This is a genomic window from Sphingobium sp. YR768 (assembly GCF_900111125.1).
In the GTDB taxonomy this organism is placed as follows: domain Bacteria; phylum Pseudomonadota; class Alphaproteobacteria; order Sphingomonadales; family Sphingomonadaceae; genus Sphingobium.
Map to the genome: position 1 here is coordinate 23,974 of NZ_FOGE01000001.1, position 12,147 is coordinate 36,120.

11 protein-coding genes are annotated in these 12,147 nt (G+C 64.4%); 7 read left to right on the forward strand and 4 right to left on the reverse strand.

From position 1 onward, the window contains the following. Positions 1-9: 9 nt before the first annotated feature. The 3 genes from hemH to BMX92_RS00110 are packed head-to-tail and all read right to left on the reverse strand — an operon-like array spanning position 10 to position 3,754. Positions 10-1,005 (reverse strand): ferrochelatase, encoded by a 996-nt coding sequence (gene hemH / locus BMX92_RS00100; RefSeq protein ID WP_093010270.1) that lies wholly within the window; start codon positions 1,003-1,005, stop codon positions 10-12. Continuing rightward, the gene (locus tag BMX92_RS00105; RefSeq protein WP_093010272.1) at positions 1,002-3,281 is read right to left on the reverse strand and encodes a molybdopterin cofactor-binding domain-containing protein; all 2,280 of its coding nucleotides are present in this window, start codon (positions 3,279-3,281) and stop codon (positions 1,002-1,004) included. Before BMX92_RS00105 ends, hemH begins: the two co-directional genes overlap by 4 nt. A gap of 38 nt (positions 3,282-3,319) precedes the next feature. Continuing rightward, positions 3,320-3,754: a CoA-binding protein gene (locus tag BMX92_RS00110; protein WP_093010274.1), complete on the reverse strand. Its 435-nt coding sequence runs from the start codon at positions 3,752-3,754 to the stop codon at positions 3,320-3,322. Positions 3,755-3,841: 87 nt separating this feature from the next. On the opposite strand from BMX92_RS00110, the gene BMX92_RS00115 reads away from it, so the two are divergent. Further along, a complete protein-coding gene (locus BMX92_RS00115) occupies positions 3,842-4,300 on the forward strand; it encodes a GNAT family N-acetyltransferase (protein ID WP_093010276.1) in 459 nt (152 codons plus the stop codon). A gap of 173 nt (positions 4,301-4,473) precedes the next feature. Here BMX92_RS00115 and BMX92_RS00120 read toward each other — a convergent pair whose 3' ends face one another. Continuing rightward, the gene (locus tag BMX92_RS00120; RefSeq protein ID WP_093010278.1) at positions 4,474-5,457 is read right to left on the reverse strand and encodes an Mrp/NBP35 family ATP-binding protein; all 984 of its coding nucleotides are present in this window, start codon (positions 5,455-5,457) and stop codon (positions 4,474-4,476) included. Positions 5,458-5,531: 74 nt separating this feature from the next. Here BMX92_RS00120 and hflK point away from each other — a divergent pair, with 74 nt between their 5' ends. The 6 genes from hflK (at position 5,532) to BMX92_RS00150 (ending at position 12,130) form a co-directional block, all read left to right on the forward strand. Further along, entirely contained in the window at positions 5,532-6,659 is a 1,128-nt protein-coding gene (gene hflK / locus BMX92_RS00125; RefSeq protein ID WP_256213222.1) for an FtsH protease activity modulator HflK, read from the forward strand. Position 6,660: 1 nt separating this feature from the next. Then, positions 6,661-7,497: a protease modulator HflC gene (hflC, locus tag BMX92_RS00130; RefSeq protein ID WP_093010282.1), complete on the forward strand. Its 837-nt coding sequence runs from the start codon at positions 6,661-6,663 to the stop codon at positions 7,495-7,497. Positions 7,498-7,631: 134 nt separating this feature from the next. Then, positions 7,632-9,143 (forward strand): Do family serine endopeptidase, encoded by a 1,512-nt coding sequence (locus BMX92_RS00135; RefSeq protein ID WP_093010284.1) that lies wholly within the window; start codon positions 7,632-7,634, stop codon positions 9,141-9,143. A gap of 153 nt (positions 9,144-9,296) precedes the next feature. Continuing rightward, entirely contained in the window at positions 9,297-10,928 is a 1,632-nt protein-coding gene (locus BMX92_RS00140; RefSeq protein ID WP_093010286.1) for a helicase HerA-like domain-containing protein, read from the forward strand. 33 nt (positions 10,929-10,961) lie between these two features. Continuing rightward, positions 10,962-11,369, forward strand: a complete 408-nt coding sequence (locus tag BMX92_RS00145; protein WP_093010288.1) for a hypothetical protein — start codon at positions 10,962-10,964, stop codon at positions 11,367-11,369. Positions 11,370-11,551: 182 nt separating this feature from the next. After that, on the forward strand, positions 11,552-12,130 hold the full coding sequence (locus BMX92_RS00150) for a hypothetical protein (protein WP_143066685.1): 579 nt from the start codon (positions 11,552-11,554) through the stop codon (positions 12,128-12,130). Positions 12,131-12,147: the final 17 nt, after the last annotated feature.

The window sequence follows — 12,147 nt, forward strand, 5'->3', positions numbered from 1 at the left end:
AATAGGGGGTCAGTCGATCCAACCCGAAAGTTCGCGGCTCATCAGCCTCTGATACAGAGTGATAGCGTCGGGCGACGCGTTTAAACAGGGCAAAAAGGCAAATTTTTCGCCGCCTTGCGCCAAAAAAACATCTTTCGCGCGCAGCGCGATTTCCTCTAATGTCTCAAGGCAGTCCGCCGAGAAACCCGGCGTTATTACAGCAATATTGCGGACATTATTTTTAACCAGATCGGTGAGCGTCGCTTCTGTTTCCGGTTCCAGCCATTTTGCCCGGCCGAAACGCGACTGAAAGCTCATATGCACGGGCAGCGACAGAGCCTCGCGCAGCAGGCGGACCGTCTTCATCGCCTGACAATGATAGGGATCGCCCAGATGCAAAGTGCGTTCGGGCATGCCGTGGAAACTGGCCAGCAGCGCGTCGGGCGTGAAGTCCAGCTTCGCCAGACTTGCTTCGATCGAGCTTTTCAGCGCGTCGATATAGGCCGGGTCGTCATGATAAGGCGGCAGGGTGCGGATCGCGGGTTGCCAGCGCATCGCCCGAAGCGCGGCAAAGGCGGCGTCATTGGCAGTGGCGGTCGTCGCCGCGCTATATTGCGGATAGAGCGGCGCCAGCAGGATACGATCGCAACCGGCCGCCTTCATCGCCGCCAGCCGATCGGCTATGGCGGGATTGCCATAGCGCATCGCCCAGTCGACGCTCACCTGCGGCATCGCCTGTTGCAGCGCACGGGCGGTGGCGCGGGTATGGACGGCGAGCGGCGATCCTTCATCGGTCCACACCTGTTGATAGGCATGGGCGGATTTCTTGGGCCGGGTCGTCAGGATCACGCCCCGCAGGATCGGCTGCCAGACCAGTTGAGGGATTTCCACCACGCGCGGGTCTGACAGGAATTCGGCCAGATAACGGCGCACCGATCGCGCATCCGGCGCGTCCGGCGTGCCGAGGTTGATCAGCAGGATGCCCACACGCGGCGCGGATATGGCGGGATGGTCGGTCGGTTTCATGCAGTTCCCACAAGCGGCAGGCTGCGCAGACGCTGGCCGGTCCAGGTATAGAGGGCGTTGGCGATCGCGGGAGCGACCAGCGGGGCGGCGAGATCGCTGACGCCGGTCGGATCGGCGGTGCTGCGCATCAGTTCCACCGTCACTTCGCCGATATCGGCCAGCCGGGGCAGGTTCATGCGGCCCAGAATCGCACGGGTCGGGAGGCCCCGCTCATAGGGCACGGACGCGCCCATCGCGTAGGCAAGGCCATAGATGAGGCCGCTTTCGATCTGTTGCCGGGCAATGTCAGGATTGACCTGATCGCCTGCATCGACGGCGGCGACGATGCGGCTGACGCTGAGCCGGTTGCCCTCCATCGCCGCCTCCACCATGACGGCAGCATAGGCGCCGTCCATCATATGGGTGGCGATCCCCTGCCCGCTGCCCGCTATGCCGCCCTGCCAGCCGCCCATCGCGGCGGCGGTGGACAGGCAATGGGCGAGGCGCGGATTGCCGCCCAGCATCTGAATGCGAAAGGACATCGCCTCGATATTGGCGAGGTGCGCCAGTTCGTCGATAAAGCTTTCGGTGAAGAAGGCGCCGTGCAGACGCGCATTGCCGCGCATGAAGCCGAGCGGCAGGCCGACATCGGTGGGATAATGATCGACCGCCCAGTTGGGGATGGCATAGGGCGGCACCATGCCGGCGACGGCAAGGCGGGTCGCCTTGTCCGCAGCGTCTTCGGCCGCTTCATGGGGCAGCTTGCGGTCGGCGATGCGCGCCCATGTCTGGGTCAGGGCGCAGGGAGCGGCGACCTTTGCCAGCCAGCCTTCGATCGCACCGTTGCGGCCGAGCTTGGCCGCCATGCGGGCATGGGCCGGGGCGCTGGGGCGATCCTGAATCACGTCTTCCAGCCGGGACCATTGCAATTGGACCGGTCGCCCCATGTCGCGGGCGATGAGCGCCGCCTGGACGCCCGCGTCCCAGTCCATGGCGCGACCGAAGGAACCACCGGCATGGAGCGGGTAGAGCGTGACCGCATCCGCGCGGAGGCCGAGCGCGTCGGCGATGGCGGCGCGGGCCAGAGCGGGGGCCTGCGTCGCCATCCAGACTTCGGCGCCATCATCGGAGATACGGGCCGTGGCGCAGGGCGGCTCGACCGCCAGATGCAGGCCGGCATCGACCTGATATTCGCTGGCGAGGATGGTCGCGCCTTCGAAGACCGGGAGGAGATCGCCCTGCGCGTAAAGGCGGCGGCCGGATGAACCGGAAAAGGCGTTTTCCAGCGCTTCGTCGATGCGACCGCTGTCGACCGGCGGGCCGCGCAGGGTGAAGACCGGATCGGCAAGGTCCAGCGCCTTGTTCGCCGCCCATGTATTGCTGGCGACCGCCGCGAGCCAGCGGTCCTGCCGCACCAGCTTCAGGAACCCGGTGACGCTGCCGGCCGAGCGTTCGTCCAGCCCGGCGAGGGGCGCGTCCCCGATCGGCCCCTGCCGGATCGAGGCATAGACCATGTCGGGCAGACGGATGTCGGCGGCATAATTATGGCTGCCGTCAATCTTTGACGGGGTATCGAGGCGCGGCAGATCCTGCCCGGAAAGGCGCCCGTCCTGCCCTTGGCGGAAGGGCAATATGTCGGGCAGGTCGAATTTCGCCGCTTCCTCGACCACATCGCCGATCTTCATCCGCCGCTGCGCGCCATCGCTGATGATGCCATCCTGAATGTCGCAGCTTTCCCACGGGATGGACCAGCGCGCCGCCGCCGCCTTGCAGAGCAGCACCCGCGCCGCCGCGCCGGCATCGCGATAGGCATCATGGAACATCGGGACCGAGGTGCCGCCGCCGGTCAGCATCAGCGCGCTGCGGGTCGCATATTGGTTGATCGCCCAGTCGCCCGCACCACCCACCAGCCGGGTCCAGTCGCTCGCCAGCCAATGACGCGCGAGCAGGTCATTGGCATAGAGCGGGCTGACCGGGGCACTCTGCACCGCGACGGTGCGCCAGTCGGCGCCCAGTTCGTCGGCCAATATCTGTGGCAGGACGGTCGTGACCCCCTGCCCCATTTCCGTCTGCGGCACGATGACGATGATCTGGCCCGACCGGTCGATCTTCAGGAAGGCGTTGACGATCGTCTCGTCCGGCCCGGCGTTGAGATTGGGGCGGTAGGTGCGGGGCCACAGCCCCCAGGCCAGCAGTAGGCCAGCGGCAGCGCCGCCGCCCACCAGCAATGTCCGCCGGTCGATGCCCCCACGCCTGCCGACGCTCTTGTCCGAATGCTTCCGCGGTGCGCGCGCCATGCCTGCCTGATAGAGGGGCGTTGGCGCGCTGCCTAGGGTTATTCCGCAGTTATCGGTGCGATACCCAGACGCGGTATCTCGATCGCCGGGCAGCGGTCCATCACGACCTTCAACCCGGCCGCCTCGGCGCGGGCGGCGGCGGCTTCATCGATGACGCCGATCTGCATCCAGACGGACTTGGCCCCGGCCGCGATCGCTTCATCCACCGCTTCGCCGGCCACGTCGCTGCGGCGGAAGATATCGACCATGTCGATCGGTACGCCGATATCCGACAATCGGCCCCAGACGAATTCGCCATGGACATGTTCGCCCGCAATCTGCGGATTGACCGGCAGCACGCGATAGCCATGGTCCTGAAGAAGGGCCATCACGCTGTAGCTGGCGCGGCCGGGCCGGTCGGAAATGCCGACCAACGCGATGGTGCGGGTTTCGCCAAGCAGCGTGGTGATATCCTCTGCCTGAGTGAGCGGCATGCGCAGTCTCCTTTGCTGCTGAGATGGGAAGCTGGCGCGCGGTTGCAAGCCATTCCCTTTCGCGCCGGATCGCGATAGCCATGCGCCATGTTCACCATCCGCCCCGACGATCTGAGCGATCCCCAGACCCGCGCGCTGCTGGCGCTGCATCTGGCGGGGATGCAGGCGCAAAGCCCGGCAGACGCGGTGTTCGCGCTGGACCTGTCGGGGCTGCAAGCGCCGGGCGTGCGGCTGTGGAGCGCGTGGGATGGGGCGCATATAGCCGGGGTCGGCGCGTTGCGCGCGATCGATGCCGAGCATGGCGAGATCAAGTCGATGCGCACCCATCCCGACTATCTGCGCCGGGGCGTGGGGCGGGCGTTGCTGCGCCACATCATCGATGAAGCGCGCGATGGCGGCATGGTGCGGCTGAGCCTGGAGACGGGATGCGGGACGGCCTTTGGCCCCGCGCTGGCGCTGTATCGCGCGCAGGGTTTCGTGGATGGCGGTCCGTTCGGCGACTATCGGGTGAACGGGTTCAGCCAGTTCCTGCATTTGCGGGTTTGAGGGGAGTGCAATCCTCCCCGCTTGCGGGGAGGGGGACCACGTGCAGCGTGGTGGAGGGGGCTCTCCTCCGACGCAAGGCAGTGGATAACCGCCCGCCCCCTCCGTCAGCCTTCGGCTGTTCAACAGAGGCGCGTGACTCTGTTGAACTCCCCGCAAGCGGGGAGGATAAAGGATCAAACCGCTTTGTTCAGCCAGTCCGCCACCTTTTGCGCGATGGCGTGGAAGGCGTCGGCATGGGGGCCGTCGCCGGCTGCCGGGGGATCGCCTGCGTCGGAGCGACGGCGGATGTCGATCGCCAGCGGGATGCGGCCAAGGAAAGGCATGGCGAGGTCGCCGGCCGTGCTTTCCGCGCCGCCCTGACCGAAGGGATCGGACACTTCGCCGCAATGGGGGCAGGCATAGCCGGCCATATTTTCGACCAGCCCGACCATCGGCACGCCCGCCTGGTTGAACAGGCTGACGGCGCGGGTCGCGTCGATCAGCGCCAGATCCTGTGGCGTGGAGACGATCACGGCGCCGGCGGGCTTGTGCTTCTGGACCATGGTCAGCTGGATGTCGCCGGTGCCGGGCGGCATGTCGACCACCAGCACTTGCGTGTCGCCCCATTCGGCGTCGATCAGCTGGGTCAGCGCATTGCCGACCATCGGCCCGCGCCAGGCGAGCGCCTTGCCCGGCTCCACCAGATGCGCCATCGACAGCATCGGAATGCCAGCGACGCCGGTGACGGGCACCAGCTTCTTGTCGCGGGCGACCGGCTTCTGGTCTTCGCTCGCCATCAACTTCGCCTGCGACGGACCATAGATATCGGCATCGACCAGCCCGACCCTGATACCCAGTCGGTGCAGCGCGACGGCGAGATTGGCGGACAGGGTCGATTTGCCCACGCCCCCCTTGCCCGATGCGACGGCGAGGATGCGCAGTGCCTCCTTGGGCACGTCCACTTTTCTTTCCGCCGTCTGGGCGATCCGTACGTCAGTAACGCCCGGCACGGTCAGCCCGCCTTCGCGGATTGCGGCGGCCAGGCCATCGCGCTGTTCCGGCGACAGGCCGCCGACTTCCAGCGCCAAAGTCATTACCCCCTCCTTGACGCGGGGGGTGCTGGCGCGGCCGTCGGTCAGGGCGGTCAGGCGGGCGGCAAAATCGGCTAGATCGGTCATAGGGACGCCCTGTAGGAAAGTTTCGCAGTCTTTGGCACTGTTTTTCGTGAATAAGCCTTCCTATAGAAGAGGGCATGAAAAGAATTTTCGGGTGGATGCCCGCGATCGCAGCGATGGTCCAGGGCCCCTGGGGGGGCAAGAATGACGGACCGGACGGGGACGGACAAAAGGGCGGCGATGGCGGCCCGCGCAATCCGTGGACCCAGCCGGGCAAGCCCAGCGGTGGCGGCCAGAAAGGCCCGTCGGCGATCGAGGAATTGCTGCGGCGTGGCCGCGAAAGCTTCGGCCCGGGTGGCGGCGGAAGCGGCGGCGGCTTTGGCGGCCTGCCCCCGCGCGCAGCCGGCAAGGCGCTGTGGCCGCTGGCCGTAGGGCTGGTCTTCCTGCTGTGGATCGCGCTGACCAGCATCCATCGGATCGGCCCGCAGGAACGCGGCGTCGTGACTTTCCTGGGCAAATATAGCCGCACCCTCTCCCCGGGCATCAGCGTGACGCTGCCCGCGCCGTTCGAGGCTGTGACCGCGGTGGACGTCGAGGAAATCCGGACCATCGATATCGGATCGGTCAGCGCCGAGAGCGAAAATCTGGTGCTGACCGGCGACCAGAATATCATCGACCTTGCCTATTCGGTGCGCTGGAACATCCGCAATCCCGAACTTTACCTGTTCCAGCTGTCCGATCCGGACGCGACGGTAAAGGAAGTGGCGGAAAGCGCGATGCGCGCCGTGCTGGCCAATGTGACGCTGGACGACGCGCTGGGCGCCGGCCGCAGCGGCATCGAGCAGCAGGTCGAGCAGCGGATGCAGGAAATATTGAACGGCTATAAGTCGGGCATTCTGATTCAGGGTGTCGCGATCAAGCAGGCCGATCCGCCAGCCGCCGTCAACGAATCCTTCAAGGCCGTGTCGGCCGCGCAGCAGGCCGCGGTGTCCCTGCTCAACAAGGCGCGCGCCAATGCGCAGCAGGTGACGGCGCAGGCGCAGGGTCAGGCGGCAGCGTTCGACAAGGTCTATGAACAATATAGGCTGGCGCCCGAAGTGACGCGTCGGCGCATGTATTATGAAACCATGGAGGGTGTGCTGGCCAATGTCGACAAGACCATCGTCGAAGGTAGCAATGTGACGCCCTATCTGCCCCTGCCCGAATTGAAGCGCCGGGCGCAGGCGGCCCCTGCCCAGGGCACCACGGTTACGGAGGGCCAGTAAGATGCGTCATCCCGTAACCATTGCGATCATCGCGCTCGTCCTGCTGATCCTTGTGGGCAGCACCGTCGCGATCGTACCGGAAACCAAGCAGGGCGTGATCGTCCGCTTCGGTAGTCCGCAATATATCTTCAACCGCTATCGCGAGAATGAGAAGTTCGGCCAGACCGGTGCGGGTATCATCCTGCGCGCGCCGTTCATCGATCAGATCGTCTGGATCGACAAGCGAGTCCAGTCCGTCCAGATGGAGCGGCAGCAGGTGTTGTCGACCGATCAGTTGCGGTTGCAGGTCGATGCCTTCGCCCGCTATCGCATCGTCAATCCGCTGCGCATGTATATTACGGCAGGCAGCGAAGAGCGCGTGTCCGATGCGCTGCGCCCGATCCTGGGATCGGCCCTGCGCAACGAATTGGGCAAGCGGCCCTTCGCCGCGTTGCTCAGCCCCGAGCGCGGGCAGGTGATGGACAATATCGAAGCTGGCCTGAACCGTGTCGCCCGCCAATATGGCGCGGAGATCGTGGACGTGCGGATCAAGCGGGCCGACCTGCCCGACGGCGCGCCGCTGGAAAGCGCGTTCAACCGCATGAAGACGGCGCGCGAGCAGGAAGCGCTGACGATCGAGGCGCAGGGCAACAAGCAGGCGGCGATCATCCGCGCCGAAGCGGATGCCAATGCGGCGCGCGTCTATGCCGAAAGCTATGGCAAGGACCCGCAATTCTACGATTTCTATCGGGCCATGCAGAGCTATCGCTATACCTTCGCGCCCGAGCGGAGCGGACAGACCAATATCATCCTGTCGCCGGACAATGAGTTCCTGCGGCAATTCCAGGGACGACGTTAAACTTTCGTCATGATCCACGGGGATCATTACGGAACCAGCGTCATTCAATGAGGGTTAAGGCAAGGCGGCGCATGTCGGGGCTCCCCCCAAGTCCCGCCTTCCCTATCCCGAAGCTTTGAAGAGGACCGTCACGAGTGCGTTACGCTTATGCCATCACCGGCGCCCTGCTGCTCGGCGGCACCGCCATTGCCGTCACCACCAGTTCCAATGTCGGCGCCCAGGTCGCGCAGAATGAAGGACTGACGGCAGCGGCCCCGGCAGGCGCCCCCGCAAGTCTGGCCGACATGGTCGAAAAGCTGCAACCCGCCGTGGTCAATATCTCCACCAAGCAGCGCGTGAAGGTGCAAAATCCCTTCGCCGGCACGCCGTTCGGCGACCTGTTCGGCCAGGGTCAGGGCGGCCAGCCCCAGACCCGTCAGGCCCAGTCGCTGGGTTCGGGCTTCATCATCTCGGCTGACGGCTATATCGTCACCAACAACCATGTGGTGTCGGCCGGTGCCGAAGGCGCCAGCGTGGATTCGATCACGGTCACGCTGACCGACAAGCAGGAATTCCCTGCCAAGCTGATCGGCCGCGACCCCGCGACAGACCTGGCGGTGCTGAAGATCGAATCGCCCAAGCCCCTGCCCTTCGTGAAATTCGGTGACAGCACCAAGGCGCGCGTGGGCGACTGGGTGGTCGCGATCGGCAACCCCTTCGCCCTGTCCGGCACGGTGACGGCGGGTATCATTTCCGCCCTGCACCGCAATACCGGCGGCACGTCGGGCTATGACAAGTTCATCCAGACCGACGCATCGATCAATCAGGGCAATAGCGGTGGCCCGATGTTCGACATGCGCGGCAATGTGATCGGCATCAACAGCCAGATCCTGTCGCCGTCGGGCGGCAATGTCGGTATCGGCTTTGCCATTCCGTCCGAGCAGGCGGCGCCGATCGTCGAAACGCTGCGCAAGGGCCAGAGCATCAAGCGCGGCTATCTGGGCGTGCAGATCAGCCCGCTGGGCGAAGATCTGGCCGACTCGCTGGGCCTTGCCAAGAATCGCGGCGAATTCGTGCAGGGCGTCGAACCGGGCAAGGGCGCGGAAAAGGCCGGGATCAAGGCAGGTGACGTGATCGTCAGCGTGGCCGGTCAGGAAGTGACTGCCGACCAGAATCTGTCCTCCATCGTCGCCAATCAGGGCATCGGTGCGAAGGTGCCGATCGTGCTGATCCGCAACGGCCAGCGCCAGACGGTGACCGCGATCGTGGGCGAACGGCCTTCGGAAGATGAACTGAACAACTTCGCCCAGCAGCAGGGCGATGATGATTTCAGCCAGCAGGACCAGAATCCGGGTCAGGCAACGCAGCAGGCGCTGGGCATTTCGGCGATCCCGCTGACGCCCGGCATCATCCGTCAGCTGGGCGTTGCCGCCGACACCAAGGGCGTGGTCATCACCGCCGTCGACGGATCGACCGATGCGGGCGCCAAGGGCCTGCGTCGCGGCGACGTGATCATCAGCGCCAACAACCAGCCGGTCGCCACCCAGGCGCAACTGGATGCACAGGCCAAGGCCGTGGCGGCACAGGGTCGCAACGCCATCCTGTTGCAGGTGCTGCGTCGTGGCCAGCCGGCGATCTTCCTGCCGGTGCGCCTGCGCGACAAGTAAGCGGCTCTTGCCGAACCGTCCTCGCCCGGTAGAGTGAGGATGTCCTATCAGACCCGTTCGGGCTGAGCCTGTCGAAGCTCTCTTCTTCTTTTGAAGAACAGGAGGCCCTTCGACAGGCTCAGGACGAACGGGTTTTCCTTTGGAGTTGCAGCAATGAGCGACGGCATTTTCATCGGCCTTGGCGCACCGGACAAGGATGGCGGCATTCCGCAGTCGCTGAACCTGCGCCGCGCCAACCGGCACGGGCTGATCGCCGGGGCGACCGGCACCGGCAAGACGGTGACGTTACAGGGCATTGCCGAGAGTTTTTCCGCGCTGGGCGTGCCGGTGTTCCTGGCCGATGTGAAGGGCGATCTGGCCGGCATTTCCATGGCCGGTTCGCCCACCGCGAAAAATGCCGACAAGCTGGTCGCGCGGGCCGCCGAAGTGGGCATCAGCGACTATGCCTATGCCGACAATCCGGCGATCTTCTGGGATCTCTACGGGCAGCAGGGGCACCCCGTCCGCACCACCGTCAGCGAGATGGGGCCGCTGCTGCTGGCCCGGCTGATGGGCCTTAACGAAACGCAGGAAGGCGTGTTGTCGATCGCCTTCAAATATGCCGACGAGGAAGGGCTGCTGCTGCTCGACCTCGGCGATTTGCAGGCGATGCTGACCCATATCGCGGAAAATGCGGATACGCTGTCGGCCCGCTATGGCAATGTGACCAAGGCCAGCGTCGGGACGATCCAGCGGCAGTTGCTGCAACTGGAATCGCAGGGCGGCGACCATTTCTTCGGCGAACCCGCGCTCGACATTCACGACATGTTGCAGGTGGATGAGAAGGGCCGCGGCTATGTGAATATACTGGCGGCCGACAAGCTGATGCAGTCGCCCAAACTTTATGCGACCTTCCTGCTATGGCTGCTTTCCGAATTGTTCGAGACGCTGCCCGAGGTGGGCGATCCGGACAAGCCCAAGCTGGTCTTCTTCTTCGACGAAGCGCATCTGCTGTTCGATGACGCGCCCAAGGCGCTGACCGACAAGATCGAACAGGTGGTGCGCCTGATCCGATCGAAGGGCGTGGGCGTCTATTTCGTGACGCAGAACCCGATCGATATTCCCGAAGATGTGGCGGGGCAGCTTGGCAACCGGGTGCAGCATGCATTGCGCGCCTTCACCCCGCGCGATCAACGGGCGATCAAGGCGGCGGCGGAAACCTTCCGCATCAATCCCGACCTGAATGTCGAAACGGCGATCACCGAACTGAAGGTCGGCGAGGCGCTGGTGTCGCTGTTGCAGGAGGATGGATCGCCCGGCATCGTCCAGCGCACGCTGATCGCCCCGCCCCGGTCGCGCCTCGGCCCGCTCGATGCGAAGGAGCGCGCGATCATCCAGTCGATATCGCCGGTCGCGGGCAAATATGACACCGCCGTCAACCGGGAGTCGGCAGAGGAAATATTGGCTGCGCGCGGGCAGGCCGCCGCCGCCGCCGCACAGGCCTCCAAGGCGCAGGCCGAAGCTGACAAAGCCGCCGCCGCGCAAGCCAAGGTGGAAGCCAAACAACGCGAGGCGGAACTGAAGGAACAGGCCCGGCGCGAAGCGGCGGAAGCAAGGGAGGCCGCCAAACCCAGCGCCTTCGACAAGGCGATCCAGTCGGCCACGCGCGCGGCGGGATCATCGGTCGGGCGGCAGGTCGCCAATGAACTGGGCCGTGCGGTGTTCGGCGGATCGAGCCGCAAATCCTCCTCCGGCGGGATCGCCGGCAAGCTGGTGCGCGGCATATTGGGCAGCCTGTTCAAATAGGCTATGATGCCGCGAAACAGGGAGGCGGCTGATATGAAAGCGACGGCGATCTGGACAGGTGCGGCGATGATGCTGGCGGGCACGGCGCAGACAGGGACGGTGCAGGCGCAGACGGGCATTCATCCCCATGACGTGCTGACCGCCGCGATCGTCAGCGATATCGTGCGCGACCGGCAGGAAGAGCGCGATGCGCGCCGCGCGCCCTATCTCCCGCAAGGCTATGGCCCGATCGCCACCGCTTCCGCTGCGCGCGATGCCTGTGCCGCCAAGGCGCTGTATCAGGCCGGGCCGTCCAGCAAACTGATCGGGCAGGCCCATGCGAGCACCATGTCCACCGGCTGGGAGGTCGAGGGCGCAATCGCGATGCCGGAGGGCGGCGACATTCCCTTCGTCTGTTCGGTGCGTAACGGATCGGTCAGTGGCGTGCTGCTGCGGCGGTAACTAGGTCGGAACCGGAATGGCGGCTTTCGGCTAAGCTAACGCGATAACCGCTATTTCGTAGTGACGGAAAACCCAGCTTGCTGGGTTATCGGGCACTTTCCCAATCCGACAGTGTTTTTCGGACATCAAAATAGACGTGCAACGCCGTCCATCCAAATGGTTGAACGATAGTCGGCAATCATGTGATTGCCGCCAACGTAAAATCGGAACGGATTATAAATTTAAGTGCAATAGAAGCAGCGAACCGCGCATTGAGAGAGTATGGAGCTTTGAGCCAAATTAAAAATTTAGGTCGAGGCGCATTGATTGGCCACGCACTGATGGCGATGCTCCTAACTGGCATAGTCGCGCCCTTACTTTTTGCTATTGTGGCGTTGATAGTATTCCTCTTGGAAAGTGATCTTCCACGACCCGGCGTAAGTGGCGGCCTCAGTTTTCTGGGGGTTATGTGGTTTTTCGGCAGTTTGGTTGCGACTGCCTGTGCAGCGCTGCTTGGCCTGTTCGTCGAGTGGCCAAAGGTGAAATGGCTAAAATCCCGACGGATATGGCCTCACCTGTTTATGAGCATAGCTGGGGCCGAGATACTTCTTGTGTCCGCAATGACGATCTTTACGGCCCTGCAACCTCCCTCTGAGCTTTCCAATGAAATCGGCGAGGGGCTATTATTTGTCGTCATCGCTGCGGCTATTGGCGGGACGTGCTCTGCAATGTTCTGGTGGAAATTCGTTATGACGCCGATGCGTCAACTCAAAGTCGCTTAACCCGACACCCGAAAATC

Excerpts from the sequence above, each read along its gene's own strand:
- hemH (WP_093010270.1), bottom strand. The coding sequence starts at position 1,005 with ATGAAACCGACCGACCATCCCGCCATATCCGCGCCGCGTGTGGGCATC.
- BMX92_RS00105 (WP_093010272.1), bottom strand. The coding sequence starts at position 3,281 with ATGGCGCGCGCACCGCGGAAGCATTCGGACAAGAGCGTCGGCAGGCGT.
- BMX92_RS00110 (WP_093010274.1), bottom strand. The coding sequence starts at position 3,754 with ATGCCGCTCACTCAGGCAGAGGATATCACCACGCTGCTTGGCGAAACC.
- BMX92_RS00115 (WP_093010276.1), top strand. The coding sequence starts at position 3,842 with ATGTTCACCATCCGCCCCGACGATCTGAGCGATCCCCAGACCCGCGCG.
- BMX92_RS00120 (WP_093010278.1), bottom strand. The coding sequence starts at position 5,457 with ATGACCGATCTAGCCGATTTTGCCGCCCGCCTGACCGCCCTGACCGAC.
- hflK (WP_256213222.1), top strand. The coding sequence starts at position 5,532 with ATGAAAAGAATTTTCGGGTGGATGCCCGCGATCGCAGCGATGGTCCAG.
- hflC (WP_093010282.1), top strand. The coding sequence starts at position 6,661 with ATGCGTCATCCCGTAACCATTGCGATCATCGCGCTCGTCCTGCTGATC.
- BMX92_RS00140 (WP_093010286.1), top strand. The coding sequence starts at position 9,297 with ATGAGCGACGGCATTTTCATCGGCCTTGGCGCACCGGACAAGGATGGC.
- BMX92_RS00145 (WP_093010288.1), top strand. The coding sequence starts at position 10,962 with ATGAAAGCGACGGCGATCTGGACAGGTGCGGCGATGATGCTGGCGGGC.